We start from the raw sequence: 20,583 nt of genomic DNA, 5'->3' as shown, positions 1-20,583 counted from the left end.
TAGATGGATACACATAAATTGTTAAAAAAAATTGATTCATTCAACGATGAACTTATTAGTATTAGACGGCATATTCATGCTCATCCAGAATTAAGTGGATTAGAAAATCAAACGGCAATTTTAATCAGCGGTTATTTGAAAAATATTGGCTGGAGAGTGACAGAATCTGTAGGAAGAACAGGAGTTGTAGCCGATTTTGGTCCCAAAGATAAAGGTTTTGTAGGTTTGAGAGTTGATATGGATGCTCTCCCGATTTCTGAGAATACTAATTTAAGTTTTTCTTCAAAAATTGATGGGGTTATGCATGCTTGTGGGCATGATATACATACATGTATTGGGTTGGGGGTGGCAAAAATTATTAAGGATTTAAAACTAAAATTTGGAATAAGACTAATTTTTCAACCTGCTGAAGAAATTGCGAGTGGTGCCAGGTGGATGATTGAGGATGGAGTAACTGATGGTTTAAAACAAATTTTGGGCGTACATGTTTTTCCTGAATTATTGGTCGGTACTGTTGGGATTAAGGAAGGAAGTCTAACAGCAGCGGCCGGGGAACTTTCAATTGAGATAATAGGAAAATCAGGACATGGTGCGAGACCTCATGAAGGTGTAGATGCTATTTGGGCTGCATCAAAAGTTATTTCTGGTATTCAAGAAGCAATAACCAGAAAATTAGATCCTCTAGATCCTGTTGTCATTACTTTTGGAAAAATCAACGGGGGTAATGCATATAATATTTTGTGTGAAAAGGTTAATTTAACTGGAACAATTAGATGTACAAACTTGCAATTATTTAGGGAGATGGGGGATTGGCTTAATTTTAATATTTCTTCTATTGCAAATAGTTGTGGAGCTGAAGTTAAAGTAAAGTTTAGAGAGATTGTCCCACCAGTAAATAATGATTTAGGAATAAATAAACTTTTAAGGAATTCTTCAATTGAAATATTAGGTCAGGAAAATGTTATCGAATTGCAAAAACCGTCCTTAGGAGCTGAGGATTTTGCTGAATTTTTAAATGAAGTACCTGGATCAATGTTTAGGTTGGGTGTTGCTCGTGATACAGGTTGTGCTCCACTTCATAGCTCAGAATTTGATCCGGATGAAAGAGCTATCAGTATAGGAATCAAAGTAATAGCAGGAACCATATTAAAATTAAATAATTAATTTGGTAAAGTTATATTTATGAAATTTGAAAAATCTTATATCTTTTCATTTGTAGGACCTTTAATGATTTTTTTATCAATAATAGGATTCTTATTCAGAAAAGATGGCAAAAATATATTCTATGTGCCAATAGGGTTGATGGGAATTTTTATAATTTCGGAGAAAGAAATCAGTAGAGGACTTAAGAGAAAAAGAATTTTAAATAAAATCAAATCTTATAAAAACATCAAATAATGATTTTTCTGTATTTTTCAGAAACATAAGATGACTATTTTTAAAAAAGAGCTATTTTAAAATTAAAGCTAGGGGTGCTAAGTATAAAACTTGGCTGAGATCATACCCTTCGAACCTGAAACAGTTAAACCTGACGAAGGGAAGTATCAATTTGATCGAACTCTAGTAATAAACAATTTAAATTTAAAAAGTTATGAGAAATTCTTGGATAAAGCCTCGCCTTGGACAAAAAAATATTACTCAGATGAATTTTGCTAAAAATGGAATTATAACTGAAGAAATGAACTATGTTGCTCAAAAAGAGAACCTTCCATCTTCATTAATTATGGAAGAAGTTGCAAGGGGCAGATTAATAATTCCAGCTAATATAAATCATGTAAATCTTGAACCAATGGCGATTGGTATTGCTTCTAAATGCAAAGTAAATGCAAATATTGGTGCTTCCCCCAATGCAAGTGATATAAATGAAGAAGTTGAGAAGCTTAGGTTAGCGGTCAAATATGGTGCTGATACAGTTATGGATTTATCTACGGGTGGAGTAAATCTTGATGAGGTGAGACAAGCAATTATCAAAGAATCTTCTGTCCCTATTGGTACTGTTCCAGTTTATCAAGCTTTAGAAAGTGTTCATGGATCTATAGACAGATTAACAGAAGACGATTTCTTACATATTATTGAAAAACATTGTCAGCAAGGAGTTGATTATCAAACGATTCATGCTGGTTTATTAATAGAACATTTACCTAAAGTAAAAGGAAGAATTACTGGCATCGTTAGTCGAGGTGGAGGAATTCTTGCTCAATGGATGTTGCATCATTTTAAGCAAAACCCCTTGTATACAAGATTTGATGATATTTGTGAAATTTTCAAAAAATATGATTGTACTTTCTCTTTAGGAGATTCACTTAGACCGGGATGTTTACATGATGCATCAGATGATGCTCAATTAGCTGAATTGAAAACATTGGGTGAGCTTACAAGAAGAGCTTGGGCTCATAATGTTCAGGTTATGGTGGAAGGTCCAGGGCATGTCCCTATGGATCAAATTGAGTTTAATGTTCGAAAACAGATGGAAGAATGTTCAGAAGCTCCTTTTTATGTCCTAGGACCATTAGTAACTGATATCTCTCCTGGCTATGATCATATTTCAAGTGCTATCGGCGCTGCAATGGCAGGATGGTACGGAACTGCGATGTTATGTTATGTCACTCCTAAAGAGCATTTGGGTCTCCCAAATGCTGAAGATGTAAGAGAGGGGTTAATAGCCTATAAAATCGCTGCACATGCAGCAGATATCGCTAGGCATAGAGCGGGGGCTCGTGATAGAGATGATGAGCTAAGTCACGCAAGATATACTTTTGACTGGAATAAACAGTTTGAACTTTCTTTAGATCCTGAAAGGGCTAAACAATATCATGATGAAACTTTACCAGAAGAAATATTTAAAAAAGCTGAGTTCTGTTCAATGTGTGGTCCTAAGCATTGCCCCATGAATTCAAAAATTTCTGATGAAACACTTGATCAATTGAATAATAAACTCGCAAAATGTGACATTAAAGTTTAGTTGGCGCCTATAAAATTTCTCTAGTTTTATTTATAACATTTTCAACTGTAAATCCGAAACTGGTCATACATTTTCCGCCAGGAGCAGAGGCACCAAATCTATCCATAGTTATACAAATGCCATCAAGTCCAGTATATTTATGCCATCCGAATGAATGTGCTGCTTCAACTACAACTCTTTTTTTGACACTGCTAGGTAAAATACTTTCTTTGTAAGAGGGATCCTGCTCTTCAAATAGCTCTACGCATGGCATTGAAATAACTCTTGTTTTTGTCCCTGATTTTGAGATTTCTTTACTTGCCTCAATGCACAAATTTAGTTCACTACCAGTACCGATAAATATTACTTCAGGAGTCCCTTCACAATCGGAAACTATGTATCCACCTAATGCAACTTTTTCAATAGAGGTGTTCTCTTGATTAGGCATGGCTTGTCTACTTAAGCAGAGTGCTGAAGGCCTTTTTCTGTTTTTAATAGCAATCTTATAAGCACCACTAGTTTCATTACCATCTCCTGGTCTAAAAACTAGCATATTTGGCATTGCTCTAAGAGAAGGAATGGTTTCGACAGGTTGATGTGTTGGACCATCTTCGCCTACTCCAATTGAATCATGAGTAAGTACATAAATAACACCAAGTTCACTGAGAGCAGAAAGTCTCATTGAACCTCTCATGTAATCTGCAAAAACGAGAAAAGTACCTCCATAAGGTATTAGTCCACTGTCGTGATAAGCAATTCCATTTAATATTGCTGCCATGGCATGCTCTCTTACACCAAAATGTAAATATCTCTTTTCTGGAGAATGTGCCTGAAATGAGCCTGTTTCTCCTTTTATGTCTGTGTAATTTGAGTGTGTTAAATCAGCAGACCCTCCAATTAATTCAGGTAGATTAGGGCCAAGAGCTCCCAAGCATATTTGAGAATGTTTTCTTGTTGCTAAACCCTTATCGTCCGGAGTATATGAAGGCAGGTCTGAGTCCCAATTCTCTGGTAAATCACCTTGTATCATTCTTTTTAATTCATTACCTTCAGAAGGATATGAATTTTGATAACCCTTGAATTTTAAATTCCATTCTTTCTCAGATTCTTCACCTTTTGTAATAGCTTGTCTGAATTGGGTATAAACTTCATCAGGGATTTCAAAAGGAGGGTATTCCCAATTTAAAAACTCTCTAGTCAAAGAAGCTTCTTCTTCGCCTACAGCAGCGCCATGAATACCTGCAGTATCAGATTTATTTGGAGACCCATAACCTATCGTTGTAGAAATTTTGATTAGAGAAGGTTTATCTTTTACAGATTTAGCACTTTCAATCGCTTTGGTAATTCCTTGTACATCATGATTGCCATCTTCAACATGTTGAACATGCCATCCATACGCTTCATATCTTTTTAAAACATCTTCTGTAAATGAAACATCTGTACGTCCATCAATTGTGATTTGATTATCATCATACAAAGCAATTAATTTGCCAAGCTTAAGATGTCCAGCAAGTGAACATGCTTCTGATGCAATACCCTCCTGATTACATCCGTCGCCCATTATGACGTAAGTGTAATGATCAACAATTTCACAGTCTGGCTTGTTAAATTTTGCGGCTAAGTGGGTTTCAGCAATTGCTAAACCAACTGCATTAGAAATCCCCGCACCTAATGGTCCTGCTGTTACTTCAACCCCCTCAGTCTCAAATGTTTCTGGATGCCCGGGTGTTTTAGACCCCCATTGTCTAAATTCCTTGATATCTTCAATGGAAACTGATTTATACCCAGTTAGATGCAATAGGGAATAAAGCAACATACATCCATGTCCCGCAGATAATACAAACCGATCTCTATTGAACCACTTTGGATTATTGGGATTGTGATTAAGAATATTTTGCCATAATGCATAACCCATAGGAGCGCAACCCATCGGTAAACCGGGATGCCCACTATTAGATTTATTTACTGCATCTACAGCTAACATTCTTATACTATTGACACATAAAGATTCTAATGAAACAGATGCAGCGACCATTGTTTTAAATGAGATAATTTGGGAATGTAGAATTGGTTTTCATCAATTAAGCTTGCTAAAAGCTAAACAAACATTGTGACCACCAAAGCCGAATGAATTTGAAAGAGCGACTCTTATTTGAGCATCTCTGGCGTGATTTGGTACATAATCCAGATCACAATCTGGATCAGGATTAACATAATTAATTGTAGGAGGGATAAAATTATGTGTCAAAGAAAGAATACAAGCTACCGCTTCTATACCTCCTGACCCCCCTAACAGATGACCAGTCATCGACTTAGTAGAGCTTACAGGAATAAGGTAAGATCTGTCTTTAAATATGGATTTAATTGCAGAAGTTTCATTTTTGTCATTTGCTGCGGTACTAGTTCCATGAGCATTTATGTAATCAACTTGATCAAGAGTGATTGAACCATCATCAAGGGCAAGCTTGATTGCTGCTGCTCCACCAGTCCCACCCGGAGAAGGTGAGGTGATGTGATGGGCATCACAAGTAGTTCCATATCCAATAATTTCTGCGTAGATTTTTGCTTTTCTTTTCTTTGCATTTTCTAAAGTTTCCAAAACAAGTATTCCAGAACCTTCCCCTATCACAAATCCATCTCTTTCAGCATCAAAAGGTCTACTTGCAGTTTTGGGACTATCATTTCTGAAAGATAGAGCTTTTGCGCTCGCAAAGCCTGCTACGCCAAGTGGAGTGATACTTGCCTCTGCTCCTCCGCAAATCATTACATCTGCTTTTCCGAGTTGTAATAATCTATAAGAATCTCCAATGGCATTGGATCCTGCAGCACAGGCTGTAGACACAGCAGAACTGGGACCTTTTGCTCCAAGAGCAATAGCAGCTAAGCCCGTTGCCATATTGGGAATCATCATTGGAACTGTAAATGGACTTACTCTTCTAGGCCCTTTATGACTCAATATTTGAGCTTGACTTTCCATTGTTAATAAGCCCCCTACCCCTGAGCCAATAATTACACCAACCCTTGATGCATTTGATTCATTTATTTCAAGTCCAGAATCATTGAAGGCTTGTTTTGCCGCTACGACCCCAAATTGAGAAAAGCGATCCCATCTTTTTGATTCTTTTGGTTCAATGAATTTTTCGAGTTGAAGATTTTTAACTTCTGCTGCAAATTTGCAGGGATGTTCTTCAGGATTAAAAAGAGTGATACCTGAAACTCCATTTGTCCCTGTTTGAAGGCCGAGTAAATATTCATCAATGTTGTTACCGATTGGAGTTACTGCTCCAATACCAGTAACAACTACTCGATGGAAATTTGGCATCCTTAATTAACCTTTTTTTGCTTCGATGAATTTAACAGCATCACCTACTGTTGCTATACCTTCAGCTGCTTCGTCAGGTATCTCGATATCAAATGCCTCTTCGAGTGCCATTACTAGCTCCACAGTATCTAGGGAGTCTGCACCCAAGTCGTTTTGAAAATTGGAATCAGATTTGACTTCTCCAGATTCAACACTTAATTGCTCAGAAACAATAGAGCAAACTTTTTGAAGGATTTCTTCTTGTGACATAAGTTTATGGAATTTACTAATTATCTATAAGATTTTATGCCCTAGAGTTAACAAGAGTGAAGCATATCTTAATTTTTTTAATTTCTTTGTAAGGTAATAGTATTATATTACGAGGTTCTCAAAGACAATTTTTACATGTCACACGCAGTTAAAATTTATGACACATGCATTGGATGTACCCAATGTGTAAGGGCTTGCCCACTAGATGTTTTGGAAATGGTTCCTTGGGACGGCTGCAAAGCCGGACAAATAGCCTCATCTCCAAGAACAGAGGATTGTGTAGGCTGTAAAAGGTGTGAAACGGCATGCCCAACAGATTTTTTAAGTATTAGAGTCTACTTAGGAGATGAGACATCAAGAAGTATGGGTTTAGCTTATTAATTTTATAGTGCAGTTTTAAGACAGTCCATATTTTGTTGAATACTTAATTTATTTCAATTATTATTGGAAAAAATTAGATATATGTGTGGAATAGTTGCTGTTACTGGTTATAAAAAAGCGTTACCGTTATTAATAAATGGTTTAGAAAAACTTGAATACAGAGGTTACGATTCTGCAGGAATAGCTGTAATAAGCTCTGAAACAAAAAATATAGTTTGTAATAAGGCAGAGGGAAAACTTAATAATTTAAAAAATAATTTAAAAAATGCCGAAATACCAGGAACTGTAGGAATAGGTCATACTCGTTGGGCGACTCACGGAAAACCGGAGGTCAAAAATGCACATCCACATCTTGATAGCTTAGGAAAAGTTGCAGTTGTACAAAATGGGATAATAGAAAATTATCAGGAATTAAAAAGTAAGTTAGAAAAAGAAGGAATTTCTTTTGATTCTGATACTGACACAGAAGTTATTCCACACTTAATTCAAAAAGAATTAATTGCTTTAAGTCAACTCAATCTTGAAAATAACGGCTCAACTTTGCTAGTAGCTGTAAGAAATGTAATTTCTGATTTGGAAGGGTCTTATGCTTTAGCGGTAATTTGGTCTGGCGCCCCAGATTCATTAGTAGTTGCTAGGAGGCAGGCGCCTTTAATAATTGGTTTAGGAGAAGGAGAATTTATATGCGCAAGTGATACCCCAGCTATAGCAAGTTTCACAAAGATTATTTTACCTTTGGAAGATGGGGAAATAGCTCTTTTAACACCTTTAGGAATAGAAATTTATGATTCAAATAATGAAAGACAATATCGAAATCCGATTTCTTTACAAATTGCAGAGCAGGTAATTGATAAAAACAATTTCAGACATTACATGTTAAAAGAAATCTACGATCAGCCTGAAATTGCAAAATATTGGTTAGAAAAATATTTAATTAAAGATTTAAAGACTAGTAAATTTCAAATAAAATACCCCTTTGATACAAAGTTTTTTGAATCAATTGAAAGGATTGAAATTGTTGCTTGTGGTACTAGTAAGCATGCTGCGATGGTTGGTAAATTTTTGTTAGAGCAATTTTCAGGTATACCTACAAATGTTTTTTTTGCAAGTGAATTTAGATATTCACCACCACCATTACTTCCTAATACTTTAACGATCGGAGTAACTCAGTCAGGAGAAACAGCTGATACTATCGCCGCTATAAAGATGGAAATTCAAAGAAGAGCCTCAATGGGAGATGAAAGTTACAAACCAAATTTAGTTGCGATTACAAATAGAATTGAAAGTTCAATTGGTAGACAGATATCAAATATAATTGATATCGGTGCTGGAATTGAAATTGGAGTTGCTGCTACAAAAACTTTCTTTGCGCAACTACTTTCTTTTTATGGCTTAGCTATTAAATTTGCTCAAATTAAACAAAGTCAAAGTAATGAAACTATTAGTCAATTAATCTCAGAATTAACTAAACTACCCCCATTAGTTGAAGAACTTTTAGAAAAACATAATCAATCTTCAGAAAAACTTGCGCATGAGTTTTTTAATATTAAAGATGTTATTTTTTTGGGAAGAGGAATAAATTATCCTATTGCACTTGAGGGGGCTTTAAAGTTAAAGGAAATTAGTTATATTCATGCTGCAGGATATCCTGCTGGTGAAATGAAGCATGGACCAATAGCTTTATTAGATAAAAAAGTACCTGTAATTTCAATAGCTTTTCCTGGAGAAGTATTTGATAAGGTCATCAGTAATGCGCAAGAAGCTAAAGCGAGAGATGCATATTTAATTGGTGTTGCCCCCAAATGTAAGGGAACTGAAATCTTTGATTATTTAATGGCCATCCCTTCAACAAATGAGTGGATTTCACCATTGCTTGCTATAGTCCCTCTCCAATTATTGAGTTACCACATAGCTGCTCATCGAGGCCTCGATGTAGATCAACCAAGAAATTTAGCTAAAAGTGTAACAGTGGAATAGCTCTTGGGTGGGATTCATTAAAATGAATTTCCCATGAAGTTTCATAATTCTAAAAGGCCTGGCGGAGGAGTAATTATTAAAAATTTATTCTTTATATCAATTTCTGGAATAATTTCCTTAACAAATGGGACAAGAACCTCTTTATCATTTGTTAGAAGTTTAATTACAAGTAAATTATTTTTTTCGTTTTCTAAATTTACAACTTTACCTATAATTTTTAATTTGTTATTTTCTAAAATTTTCACTTTTAAATTCATTAGTTCGGTCAAGTGAAATTCATTTTTATTTAACTTAGGAATTTCATCAACTTTTACAAGTAACTTATATCCTTTTAATTTTTCTGCTTCATTTCTATTTTTTATTTCTTTAAATGTAATTACGAAAGATTCTTTGCCAGGTTTTTGGAAACCAGATATAAGTTGTAATTTCTTAGGAGACTCGGTTTCTTTTTGTATCCATCTAATACCAGGTTTTGTAAATCTTTCTTCAAAATCACTAAGAGACTTAACTTTAATTTTCCCATTTATTCCTTGAGGAGATGTTATTAATCCAACAATCAACCATTCATCATGATTTATCATAGTATGTAGGTAAATTATTTCTATGGAATTATCGAATAAACCAATACTTCCAGGTTCTATAGTAATTGTTAAAGATGTTAACTCTATTTATAGAGGATATAAAGGATTTGTACAGAGAGTAACCAAAAAAAAAGCTGCAGTTCTTTTTGAAGGAGGAAATTGGGATAAGCTCGTAACATTTAAATTAAATAATTTAGAACTAGTTTGAGGAATTAGTTTTGTTCTTTCTGAAAAATTTTTTCTATTAAAATAGTTGCGGCATTTTTTTCAGCCTTTTTGTGAGAATTACCGAAACTACTGGCTTCTTTAGATCCATTAAGATATATGTCACAAGAAAATCTTTTTGGATCCCCGTGACTTGATGACACCTCATATATCTTATAAATAGGTAAATCAAACCCATGCTTTTGACACCATTCTTGTAACGCTGACTTGGCATTATATTTATGTGGGGCTTTTAAATATAATTCTGCATCTTTTTCCCAAAAATTGTCTAACCAAATATTGACTTCATGTATTGAGTTAAAACATTTATATATTGCTCCTATTAATGCTTCGCTAGTTTCTGCGATTATAGTGTCTTTTGAATTTTCGTCACCAATTGCTTTTGGACCTTTAACTATAACTTTTTCGATAAAGATTTTTTTACCTAATTCAGTTAACCATTCATCACTTACTAGCTGAGATCTGAGTTCTGATCTATTTCCAACACTCATGTTTTTATATTTTCTTTCTATGAAATCTGATGCCGATAATCTGAGAACAGCATCGCCAAAGAATTCTAATTTTTCATAATTAACTATTTTATCTGCTGAAGAGTGGGTTAATGCTTCATTGAAAGTACAAATTATCAATTGATCTTTTTTGTTTATAATTTCAAAAAATCTTTTTGAGTCAATATCTAGCGAATTCAAAAACTGAATAATTTGTTCAGTCCTTTTTTTTTCAATAACGTTATTCATATAGATTAGATGTTTTCATTAATTAGAAAGCAGGTCATAAGCCGGGTTCTGTTCATCGTAATTAAGATGGGCAATCATCTATCTAGGACTGGAATTACTTCACAGCCTCAAGCGGCGCTCATAAGTAGATTTTCTAATGGTCATAAATCCACTAAGCCTTGCTCCCAGCCGGGGTTTACCTAGCCAACACTTCTCAATGTTGCTGGTGCGCTCTTACCGCACCCTTGCACCCTTGCCATACTAAGAAAGTATTAGGCGGTATGTTTCTGTGGCACTATCCTCACGGTTGCCCGCACTGGGAATTACCCAGCAAGCCTGACCATATGGGAGCCCGGACTTTCCTCAAAAAAGTTTTATTTTCAAAACGAAATAAAACTTTTTTGCGATTGCCTCTCCTGCTTTCCTTTAGCATAATGCCTATTACACCAAAAAACATCTCTTGGGGCTGTAGCTCAGTAGGATAGAGCAACGGTTTCCTAAACCGTAGGTCGTGGGTTCGACTCCCTCCAGTCCCGTTAAAGTTAATAAACTATATGTAGTATGTGTGCAAATTTACAACTCTCTAGCTAGCGTGTATTTAGTAATAAAGCTTTTATGGCTAAGCTTCACGATATGCGTCTAAAACTCTTAATACAACAAGAGCATGAACGTATTTCTAAATCTCAACCAAATGATCTAGACCTTTCAATAGTTCAAGCAAGATGTTTGTGTTGGCTTTCTTTATTAGCAGAAGCTCATGAAGATCAAGCAAATGACGCAGAAAAGAGAGGAGACGCTGAACAGGCAATGGGATGGTTTGCAGATTCAATGAGATTAAGAGATGTTATTACTTTAGTTACTAGTATTGAAATCCCTTTACCTGATAGTCCAGATTCTCTTGATGAAAATGACGAATTATTGGATGGACCTACAATATTGCCTAAATAGTGCAATGATATAAAAAGAGTTATTTATTCTTTTGAAAGAAGAACCATGTCAATGTCCTGATTGTCAGAAATTCTATAAAGAACATGATCGTTTACTACGAGAATTTCCTACTTTCAAACAGCAACAGGAATTAAATTGGGCATCCATACAATCTTTTAGAACTCTTTGTAGCAGAGTAACTGAAGAATTACAAAGGCAACAATCTGACAAAAGTGTTGAAGATAATCTTGTCAAAGATGATAAACATCTCTCTGAAACAGAAATTACAAATGCAATAGATGAATTAGAAAATGTTAATGCTTATTTGTATTCGATTGAAGCTTTAATGGAGCGCATTTTTGATATTAAAGTTTCTGAAAATATTGAAGCCAAATTTCAAGAAATATCGAAGAAGTTGGCTCCGGATCCACTAAATATTGATAGATTAATATTAAATAGATTATTTCATCAAACACCAGATTTACCTGATAAGAATAATTCTAATTAGTCACTTCTTCAATATCACATGTAATTTCAACTGGCATAGGTGAAACTTTCCAAATAGAATCACAATATTCTCTAATTGATCTATCTGAAGAAAAATATCCAGATCTTGCAGTATTTAATAGAGCCATTTTATTCCATGCTTTTTTATTATTCCAGCAATTGCTCACTTCATCTTGTTTATTTAAATAGTCTTCGAAATCAGCCATTACGAAAAATGGATCATTCCCGGTCAAACTATTCAATAAAGGTTTGAATAATTCCTTATCTCCGTTACTAAAATGCCCTATTTCTATTAAACGAATTACTTCTTTTAACTCAGGACTATTATTAATGAAAGACTTAGGAGAATAGCCATTGTTTTTTAAATTCATTATTTCACTTTCAGTCTTTCCGAAAAGGAAGAAATTTTCTTTCTTTACTAGATCCCTCAATTCTACATTTGCTCCATCAAGCGTTCCTATAGTCAAAGCTCCATTCATAGCAAATTTCATATTTCCTGTACCTGAAGCTTCTTTCCCTGCAGTTGAAATTTGTTCAGATAGATCTGTTGCAGGATAAACTATTTCCCCAAGCTTCACATTATAATCGGGTAAGAAAACTACTCTTAAAAGACCATCCATGTCTGGGTCTGAATTAACGACATCGGCGATACCATTAATAAAGCGGATCATCAATTTAGCCATAAAGTAACCAGGAGCAGCTTTACCACCAAAAATTACTGTTCGGGGAGCTTTATAGTTACTTGCCCCATTTTTAATTCTTAAATATTGAGCAATGATCTGCAAAGCATTTAAATGTTGTCTTTTATATTGATGAATTCGTTTTACCTGAACATCAAACATACTTGAAGGATCAACAAGAATTCCTGTCTTAGAATGGATAAAACTAGCAAGTTTACGTTTTCCTATTAATTTAGTTTCTTCAAATTTTTGTAAGAAATTTGCATCATCTTTTTTCTTTTCCAATTTCTTCAAAAGTTCCATATTGGTAATCCAATTTGGACCTACCTCTTTTTCTAATAAATTTGATAAGGATGGATTGGCTAATGCGACCCATCTTCTAGGAGTTACTCCATTAGTTACATTTGTAAACTTTTCTGGCCAAAGTTCTGCAAATTCTGGAAGAAGTTGCCTTTTGATGAGATCTGAGTGAAGCGCAGCAACCCCATTAATATGATGAGCTCCAATGGTTGCTAAATGAGCCATTCTCACAGACTTTGAACCTTCTTCGTCAATTATTGATAGCTTTTGTAAAATCTTGTCATCACCTGGATAACGAAGTCTTAATTGCTGCAAAAATCTCCAATTAACTTCGTAAATAATTTCTAGGTGGCGAGGAAGTAAATCACTAAAAAGGCTTAAATCCCATTTTTCTAATGCTTCTGGAAGTAATGTATGATTTGTATAAGCTACTGAAGAAGTTGTTATATTCCATGCCTTATCCCATCCTACTTGATACTGATCTATTAATAGTCGCATTAATTCAGCAACGGCAATAGCAGGATGAGTGTCATTTAACTGAACAGTCCAATGTTGAGCAAATTCTGTTATTGGGATAGATCTTTTTTCCAGACTTCTCAACATATCTTGGAGAGAACAACTAACAAAGAAATGTTGTTGTTTGAGTCTTAATCTTCTCCCTTCATCTGTTCCATCATTTGGGTAAAGAACTTTTGATAAAGTTTCAGAAGCAACTTTTTCTTCAACAGCACCATAGTAGTCACCAATATTGAAAGCATAAAAATCAAAACTTTCTGTCGCATCAGCTCTCCATAATCTTAATCTGTCACAAGTATTTACTCTATAACCTAATACGGGAACATCATGAGGAACCCCAATTGCATGTTCAGAAGGAACCCATCTTGATCTGTAGTTTCCTTTATCGTCTCTATAACTTTCAGTTCTTCCTCCAAATCCAACAAAACAAGATTCATCAGGTTGAGGTAACTCCCATGGCCAGCCACCTTTAAGCCATTTATCAGTAACCTCAACTTGCCAACCATCTCGTATTAACTGATTAAATATGCCAAATTCATATCTAATTCCATAACCTACAGCAGGAACTTGTAAGGATGCTAAAGATTCCATATAACATGCTGCAAGTCTTCCCAATCCGCCATTACCTAAACCTGGTTCTTCTTCGACTTCAAGAATTGTTGATAATGATTCTATCCCAAACCTTTTTAAGGCGTCTTCTGCTTCTTGAGTAATGCCAAGATTTAATAAATTGTTGCTTAATTGTGGACCGATTAAAAATTCTGCTGATAAGTATGCAACCGTTTTTTGAGGTTTCTTACGTATTACTTCTTGACTAGCTAAATATCTTGTCATCAATCTATCCTTCACTGCATAACTCAAAGCCATATACAAGTCATGAGGGCTTGCCGAGGTCGCTAATTTACCAAGAGTAAAGAACAAGTGCGCTGTCATTCCTTTGAAGAGCGCATCCGAATCCATGCCAGCTTTCTCAGGATCTAGATAGCAGCCTGGGGTAGGCAAGCGTAGATCAAAGGGTTCGTTGGAATTCATGGGTTTTAACATATATATGACGTTAGCCATTTTTTTTACAAATTCTTTGTTGTAACTTCAGATCCACACTTGTTGAGTATTTTTTCTTTTTTTTACAGACTTCGTAAAGTGGGCCCATCATAAACTATCTTCCAATTAGATAGTTCAATTTTTCTCGCATTTAAAATGTATTCTTTACTTGCTGAATTAAGTGCACATGATTTAGAAGTTGCTGAGACGCTTATAGGAGTTATTAGATTTCTATTAATCTTTTTAGCTGCAAGAGCATTAGCCGAAGTGTTAGTAAGACTAAGTTTACCTACAATTGTGGGTGAGCTATTGGCAGGGGTTGTTATAGGAGCATCTGGTTTTCATTTACTTATACCACCCTCTGCTCATACTGAATTAAATCAAGGGTTAGTCAATGTAATAAGTTCGTTAGCGTCAATACCCCCTGAGGTTGTTCCTGACGTTTATTTCGAGAGTTTTCCCTCTCTTCAAGCGGTTGCAACACTTGGATTATATGCGTTACTTTTCTTGACAGGCTTAGAAAGCGAATTAGAAGAATTAGTTGCAGTTGGAGCTCAAGCTTTTACTGTTGCTATGGCGGGGGTTATATTACCTTTTGCTTTTGGTACTTTTGGATTAATGTTTATTTTTCAGGTAGATCTGATACCTGCAGTTTTTGCAGGAGCATCGATGACGGCTACAAGTATAGGTATTACAGCAAGTGTTTTTGGTGAATTAGGATATTTGAAAACCAGGGAGGGCCAAATTGTTATTGGAGCCGCAGTATTAGATGATATTTTAGGTATTGTTATTTTGGCTGTAGTTGTAGCTCTTGCTGCTGGAGGTTCTCTAGAAATCGCTCCAATAGTTAAATTAGTTGCTGCGGCTGTTGTATTTGTAATCGCAGCTATTGCATTAAGTCGAACAGCAGCTCCTGGCTTTGATTGGCTTCTCGATAGGTTGAAAGCACCAGGAGCAGTAGTTGTGGCATCTTTTGTGATACTTGTGTTATGTTGTTTTGTCGCTACAGCGATAGGACTTGAAGCTGCTTTGGGTGCATTCGCAGCTGGTTTGATTCTTAGTAGTTCTAAAAATAATCATGCAATTCAACAATCAGTTTTGCCGTTGGTTTCATTATTTGCGACTATCTTTTTTGTATTAGTTGGGGCTGGTATGGATTTATCAGTAATCAATCCACTAGATCCAGCAAGTAGATCCGCGCTTATAGTTGCAGGGTTTTTATTAGTTGTAGCAATTATTGGAAAAATTGCTGCTGGATGGGTTTTCTCAAGTGATAAGCCTACAAATAGATTAGTAGTAGGTTTAGGAATGATGCCAAGAGGAGAAGTCGGGTTAATTTTTCTTGGTTTAGGTACCAGTGCTGGCCTATTGACCCCCTCTCTTGAAGCGGCAATTTTATTGATGGTTATTGGAACTACATTCCTAGCTCCGGTTCTTTTAAGAATTGTTTTAAAAGATAAGCCCCCCGGTGGTGATAATAAAATTTCAGATGATGTTGCAGCTGATCCAGTAGGTCTTCTTTAAGGAATAATTTTATTAGAATTATAAGAAATTAATAACTGTATAAATGGACAACTCTTTATTAATAGAAAATCAAGTTAATTTTTCTTGGAATTTTTTAAATTATCCTATATATACAGTTTCTGCAAAACCCAAGGAAAATATTGAATCAAATAAGTGTGCGATTTTATTAATACATGGTTTCGGAGCTTCCACAGATCATTGGCGATTTAATATTCCCGTTTTGAGTAATCAATATGAAGTCCATGCAATTGATCTTTTAGGTTTTGGAAAAAGCCCAAAGCCTGAAGATGTAGATTATTCTGGCTCCTTATGGAAAGATCAAGTTATTGCCTATGTAAAAGAAAAAATTAATAAACCTACAATTATTGTTGGTAATTCATTAGGGGGTTATGCGGCATTAGCAGCTGCAGCAGAATTAAACGAGCTTTCTGCAGGAGTCATATTATTAAATGCTGCTGGCTATTTCAGCGAAGAAAAAACAATTAAAAAAAATATGTTTCAGACCTCACTTGAGACTGTTGCTGGAATTTTCTTGAAAAATATTGTTTTGCAACGTTTAATTTTCGAAAATATGAGAAATCCAAAAAATATCAAAAAAACTCTGAATCAAGTTTATGTCGATAAAAAAAATGTTGATGAATTCTTAGTTAATTCAATAAGAAATCCATCTTTAGACTATGGAGCTTTTAATGTTTTTAGAAGTGTATTTAACCCTTCAGGTCCTCAAGGAGAACCTTTAGATAAGTTATTCTCAAAACTTGAGTCACCATTATTATTGCTGTGGGGAAGTAAAGATCCATGGATGAATACTCCAAGAAAAAGAGACTTATATAAAAATTTCACCCCAAAAAATACCACTGAAATTATTTTAGATGCTGGACATTGCCCTCATGATGAAATACCTGATCAAGTCAATAAGCATATACTTGATTGGGTTGATTCTATTTAAATTCTTCCTGTGGAAATTAGTTTAGTCAATAAAAAAGAAAGTATTTATATTTTTCAATTAGATGAAAAAAATTATATTAAATTTTGTCCTAAGAGGGGTGGGATAATAACTAACTGGGTTTCTGATGCAAATGAAATATTATACTTTGATGAAAAAAGGTTTACTGATAAAACAAAGAGCATAAGAGGTGGAATCCCCATTTTATTTCCGATTTGCGGCAATCTTGATATTCCAACTTCTTTCTTTGGTAAAAATTATATGCAATTGATGCAACACGGTTTTGCGAGGGACTTGCAATGGGAATATTGCTTCAATGATAAAAAAGAGGCCCTGTGTTTAAAGTTAAAAGATAATGAAATAACAAAATTGTATTATCCCTATAATTTTGATCTGATAATTGAGGTTTCGTTAAAGATTAATTGCCTAAAATTTGAAGTTACTATCAAAAATAACTCAATAAAAGAGATGCCAATAAATTTTGGATTGCATCCTTATTTTAATATCTCCGATTTTAAAAACTTAGACTTTTTGGATTTCTCTTTAAATTGTCAGAATCAACAAAATAATTGTTTAAGAAATACTTTTGATGAGTTACAAAATATTCAAAATGGAATTGATTTACTAATGCATTCCTCAGGGAGAAGTTCTTTTCGAGATAATTTTTTCAAAAGAAAAATTACTTTAATAAACCCTTCCCCCTTTGATTTGTGCGTGATTTGGAGTGATCCGCCTAGAAAAATGGTATGTCTCGAGCCATGGACAAGTCCACGCAATTCTTTAATAGATGGATTTAGAAAAATTTTGATTCCTCCTGATTTTAGCCAAGCCCTGCATGCTTCAATACAAATAAATAGTTTTACGTAATTAAGGATACTTATGAAGATAATTGTTATTGATGATGATCCAACAGGTTCGCAAACTGTAAATAATTGTTTGTTGCTATTGAAGTGGGATCGTAATACTTTAATCAAAGGATTTAAAAGTAAATCTAATTTATTTTTTATTTTGGCAAATACGAGATCCTTATCAGAAAAAGATGCGAAATTAAGATTAGAAGATATTTGTAATGCTATTAAAAGTGTTATCTGCTCCGAAAGGTACAAAGAAAAAATTATTATTGTGAGTAGAGGGGATTCTACTCTTCGAGGACATAATTTTTTAGAGCCTGATGTAATAAATGATTGTTTGGGGCCTTTTGATGCTACTTTTCATATCCCAGCATTTATTGAAGGCAAAAGGTTTACAATTGATGGACTTCATTTCGTTGATAATATTCCTGTAAGTCAGACAATTTTTGCAAAAGATAAAATTTTTGGATTTAAGACAAGTAATATTAAAAATTTATTATTTCAGAAAAGTAAATTGCAAATAAATTTAAATGATATCCAAAATTTAAAATCACAAGAGTTAAATATTCTCGAAACCAATGAGAATAATATTGTTTATAAAAAATTAAAGAATTTGAAAAAAAATTCTCATGTAATTGTAGATGTAGAGAATTATTCTCAACTTAAAAAGTTTTCTCTAGCGATAAATAAATTAATAAAAGAAAAGAAATTTCTTTTTAGAACTGCTGCAAGTTTTATTAGTTCAATTTCTGGAATAAAAAATAATTGCCAACAACCATTTTTTTACTCTAACCTCAGAAGAAGAAATAGAGAAAAGAAGTTTCTTCCAGGAATGATTATTGTAGGATCTTATGTAGAACTTTCAACAATACAATTAAAACAATTTTTAGATATTAGTGATTGTGAATTAATAGAATTGGATGTTTTTGAATTTTATAAAATTTTTGCATCTAAACAAGAGTCAGCTAAATTAATTTTGTTTAAAAATAAATTTATAGATAAAATCAGATGTATCTTAAAGAAAGGAAAAACTCCAGTTATCTTTACGTCGAGAAAAGAAGTTTCTCTTGATGATAATCATCAGCAAATAAATTTATATAATTCTCTCGCCAATTTCATTTCTGAATTGGTTGCAGATTTGAAAAATGAAATAGGTTATTTAGTATCTAAAGGCGGAATAACTTCAAATGTTATTCTTAGCAATGGACTAAAAGCCAATTATGTTTATTTGCAAGGACAAATAATTACAGGGATTTCTCTAGTTACTTTAAAACTTGAAAATGAAGAGAATCTTCCAATAGTTACCTTTCCAGGAAATATTGGCAGCCAAGAGTCATTGGTAACCGTATGGAAAATTTTAGAAAATAAAAAACTCTTATAATTAAAAATTTGAGATAATTGCTTCAGCAAAACCACTGCATGAGAGTGGTTCTACCTTTGGTTCCATTAATCGGGCCAGATCATAGGTAACTTTTTTTTCTTCAATAGCTCTACTAATCCCAGAAGTTATTAGATTCGCTGCCTCTTCCCATCCAAAATATTCAAGCATCATTACTCCACTAAGAATTACTGAGCCCGGATTAATTTTGTTTAATCCGGCATGCTTAGGAGCGGTTCCATGTGTTGCTTCAAAAATCGCGGCATGATCACCAATATTTGCTCCGGGGGCCATACCTAAGCCACCTACTATTGCAGCTGCGGCATCAGAAATATAATCTCCGTTTAAGTTCAAGGTCGCGAGAATTGAATATTCTTGAGGTCGGGTTTGGATTTGCTGGAAAATGCTATCAGCTATACGATCATCAACCATGACGAGTTTTTTCCATTTATTATCTCCATGAGTATTGGAAATAGAGGCTATTACTTCCTTTATTTCTTCGCAAATAAAAAATTGTTTATTACTTGTTAGTTTGTCGTAGCCAGGTTCAATCATTCTGGCATTATTTTCAATTGTAATTTCTGGAAATTTTTGAATATTGTCTAAAATCCAGCTTTCTCTTTCGGTAATACAATCAGATCGGAATTCATTTACTGCTAATTCATATCCCCAATCTCTAAAGGCGCCTTCGGTATATTTCATGATATTGCCCTTATGAACAAGAGTTACATGCTTTTTGTCACCTGACAATCTTTTTGCATGTTCTATAGCCTTTCTGATATGCCTTTGGCTGCCAAGTTTACTAACAGGTTTGATCCCAATGCTTGAACCGTTGGGTATTGATCTGTTTTTTAGATTTTTGCTACTAGGAATGACCACATTATTTAAGTGATTTATTAAATCAACGCAAGTATCATCATCAGATTCCCACTCAATACCCATATAAATATCCTCTGTATTTTCTCTATAAACAATTACGTCCAAATTTTGCGGATTTTTATGAGGACTAGGAGTGCCTGAATAGTATTTGCATGGTCTGACACAACTATATAAATCAAAAATTTGTCTTAGTGCAACATTTAAAGATCTAATCCCCCCTCCAACGGGAGTTGTTAATGGGCCTTTGATTGCAACTCCAAAGTGTTTTATAGCTTCAATAGTATCTTGGGGTAAATAGTTATAAGTTCCATATATTTCACACGCTTCATCACCTGCATATACTTTGAACCAATTAATTTTTCTTTCATCTCCATAGCTTTTTTTTATTGCTTCATCAAGAACTAGTCGGCTAGCTGGCCATATATCTACCCCAGTTCCGTCTCCTCTTATATATGGAACGATGGGATTATTGGGAACATTAGGCTTGCCGTGATTAAAAGTAATTAACTCCCCTTCTGAAGGTAAATTTAATTTTTCAAATTTAGGCATAGCTCTTGAATTAATAGAAATAAAATTAATAAATTAGATTACTAGATATCTTAAATTGAAATTTAGAATATTTTTTGTAAGTTAGAAATGAAT

Annotated in this window: 18 protein-coding genes, 1 tRNA gene, 1 other RNA gene and 1 riboswitch; of the genes, 12 read left to right on the top strand and 8 right to left on the bottom strand. The window is 34.2% G+C overall.

Annotation, left to right across the window (positions count from 1 at the left end; genetic code table 11):
- Positions 1-3: 3 nt before the first annotated feature.
- Together P9515_RS08640 and thiC are read left to right on the top strand one after the other, a co-directional pair.
- A complete protein-coding gene (locus tag P9515_RS08640) occupies positions 4-1,164 on the top strand; it encodes an amidohydrolase (RefSeq protein WP_011821094.1) in 1,161 nt (386 codons plus the stop codon).
- 294 nt (positions 1,165-1,458) lie between these two features.
- A riboswitch (TPP riboswitch) is annotated at positions 1,459-1,557 on the top strand.
- A 34-nt stretch (positions 1,558-1,591) separates the two neighbouring features.
- A complete protein-coding gene (gene thiC / locus P9515_RS08630) occupies positions 1,592-2,962 on the top strand; it encodes a phosphomethylpyrimidine synthase ThiC (protein WP_011821091.1) in 1,371 nt (456 codons plus the stop codon).
- 7 nt (positions 2,963-2,969) lie between these two features.
- On the opposite strand, the gene tkt is transcribed toward thiC, so the two are convergent.
- From tkt to acpP, 3 genes are read right to left on the bottom strand one after another with little or no spacing between them, the layout of a single operon-like run.
- Entirely contained in the window at positions 2,970-4,976 is a 2,007-nt protein-coding gene (tkt, locus tag P9515_RS08625) for a transketolase (protein WP_011821090.1), read from the bottom strand.
- 42 nt (positions 4,977-5,018) lie between these two features.
- Entirely contained in the window at positions 5,019-6,263 is a 1,245-nt protein-coding gene (gene fabF, locus P9515_RS08620) for a beta-ketoacyl-ACP synthase II (protein ID WP_011821089.1), read from the bottom strand.
- A gap of 6 nt (positions 6,264-6,269) precedes the next feature.
- Positions 6,270-6,512 carry an acyl carrier protein gene (gene acpP, locus P9515_RS08615; RefSeq protein WP_011821088.1) on the bottom strand — a complete coding sequence of 81 codons (243 nt, stop codon included), beginning with the start codon at positions 6,510-6,512 and terminating at the stop codon, positions 6,270-6,272.
- Positions 6,513-6,647: 135 nt separating this feature from the next.
- Here acpP and psaC point away from each other — a divergent pair, with 135 nt between their 5' ends.
- A complete protein-coding gene (gene psaC / locus P9515_RS08610; protein WP_007099573.1) occupies positions 6,648-6,893 on the top strand; it encodes a photosystem I iron-sulfur center protein PsaC in 246 nt (81 codons plus the stop codon).
- An 81-nt stretch (positions 6,894-6,974) separates the two neighbouring features.
- On the top strand, positions 6,975-8,870 hold the full coding sequence (gene glmS / locus P9515_RS08605) for a glutamine--fructose-6-phosphate transaminase (isomerizing) (protein WP_011821087.1): 1,896 nt from the start codon (positions 6,975-6,977) through the stop codon (positions 8,868-8,870).
- 41 nt (positions 8,871-8,911) lie between these two features.
- Here the strand turns inward: glmS and rimM are convergent, their stop codons facing one another.
- Positions 8,912-9,451: a ribosome maturation factor RimM gene (gene rimM / locus P9515_RS08600; RefSeq protein ID WP_011821086.1), complete on the bottom strand. Its 540-nt coding sequence runs from the start codon at positions 9,449-9,451 to the stop codon at positions 8,912-8,914.
- Between the two features lie 22 nt (positions 9,452-9,473).
- Between rimM and P9515_RS08595 the strand changes: the two genes are divergently transcribed.
- On the top strand, positions 9,474-9,659 hold the full coding sequence (locus P9515_RS08595) for an NAD(P)H dehydrogenase subunit NdhS (RefSeq protein WP_011821085.1): 186 nt from the start codon (positions 9,474-9,476) through the stop codon (positions 9,657-9,659).
- 4 nt (positions 9,660-9,663) lie between these two features.
- Here the strand turns inward: P9515_RS08595 and P9515_RS08590 are convergent, their stop codons facing one another.
- Together P9515_RS08590 and rnpB are read right to left on the bottom strand one after the other, a co-directional pair.
- The gene (locus tag P9515_RS08590; protein WP_011821084.1) at positions 9,664-10,413 is read right to left on the bottom strand and encodes a ribonuclease III family protein; all 750 of its coding nucleotides are present in this window, start codon (positions 10,411-10,413) and stop codon (positions 9,664-9,666) included.
- A 21-nt stretch (positions 10,414-10,434) separates the two neighbouring features.
- Positions 10,435-10,816: RNase P RNA component class A (rnpB, locus tag P9515_RS09240), an RNA gene on the bottom strand.
- A 38-nt stretch (positions 10,817-10,854) separates the two neighbouring features.
- On the opposite strand from rnpB, the gene P9515_RS08585 reads away from it, so the two are divergent.
- From P9515_RS08585 to P9515_RS08575, 3 genes are all read left to right on the top strand, one after another.
- A tRNA-Arg gene (locus P9515_RS08585) sits at positions 10,855-10,928 on the top strand.
- A 79-nt stretch (positions 10,929-11,007) separates the two neighbouring features.
- Complete coding sequence (locus P9515_RS08580) at positions 11,008-11,340, top strand: hypothetical protein (RefSeq protein WP_011821083.1); 333 nt, start codon at positions 11,008-11,010, stop codon at positions 11,338-11,340.
- A gap of 31 nt (positions 11,341-11,371) precedes the next feature.
- A complete protein-coding gene (locus P9515_RS08575) occupies positions 11,372-11,827 on the top strand; it encodes a hypothetical protein (protein WP_011821082.1) in 456 nt (151 codons plus the stop codon).
- Here P9515_RS08575 and P9515_RS08570 read toward each other — a convergent pair.
- Positions 11,820-14,366 (bottom strand): glycogen/starch/alpha-glucan phosphorylase, encoded by a 2,547-nt coding sequence (locus P9515_RS08570; protein ID WP_080513417.1) that lies wholly within the window; start codon positions 14,364-14,366, stop codon positions 11,820-11,822. The genes P9515_RS08575 and P9515_RS08570 overlap by 8 nt on opposite strands.
- A 153-nt stretch (positions 14,367-14,519) precedes the next feature.
- Here P9515_RS08570 and P9515_RS08565 point away from each other — a divergent pair, with 153 nt between their 5' ends.
- The 4 genes from P9515_RS08565 to P9515_RS08550 are packed head-to-tail and all read left to right on the top strand — an operon-like array spanning position 14,520 to position 19,065.
- Positions 14,520-15,887: a cation:proton antiporter gene (locus tag P9515_RS08565; RefSeq protein WP_011821080.1), complete on the top strand. Its 1,368-nt coding sequence runs from the start codon at positions 14,520-14,522 to the stop codon at positions 15,885-15,887.
- A gap of 43 nt (positions 15,888-15,930) precedes the next feature.
- Entirely contained in the window at positions 15,931-16,836 is a 906-nt protein-coding gene (locus P9515_RS08560) for an alpha/beta fold hydrolase (RefSeq protein ID WP_011821079.1), read from the top strand.
- Positions 16,837-16,845: 9 nt separating this feature from the next.
- Positions 16,846-17,700 (top strand): aldose epimerase family protein, encoded by an 855-nt coding sequence (locus tag P9515_RS08555; protein WP_011821078.1) that lies wholly within the window; start codon positions 16,846-16,848, stop codon positions 17,698-17,700.
- A gap of 12 nt (positions 17,701-17,712) precedes the next feature.
- On the top strand, positions 17,713-19,065 hold the full coding sequence (locus P9515_RS08550; RefSeq protein ID WP_011821077.1) for a four-carbon acid sugar kinase family protein: 1,353 nt from the start codon (positions 17,713-17,715) through the stop codon (positions 19,063-19,065).
- Here the strand turns inward: P9515_RS08550 and P9515_RS08545 are convergent, their stop codons facing one another.
- Positions 19,066-20,490 carry an NADP-dependent isocitrate dehydrogenase gene (locus P9515_RS08545; protein ID WP_011821076.1) on the bottom strand — a complete coding sequence of 475 codons (1,425 nt, stop codon included), beginning with the start codon at positions 20,488-20,490 and terminating at the stop codon, positions 19,066-19,068. It abuts the gene before it with no gap.
- Positions 20,491-20,583 lie beyond the last annotated feature (93 nt).

Source organism: Prochlorococcus marinus str. MIT 9515 (assembly GCF_000015665.1).
Lineage (GTDB): Bacteria > Cyanobacteriota > Cyanobacteriia > PCC-6307 > Cyanobiaceae > Prochlorococcus_A > Prochlorococcus_A marinus_P.
The sequence above is the reverse complement of the archived record's forward strand: the minus strand, read 5'-3'. Positions and strand labels throughout refer to the sequence as shown.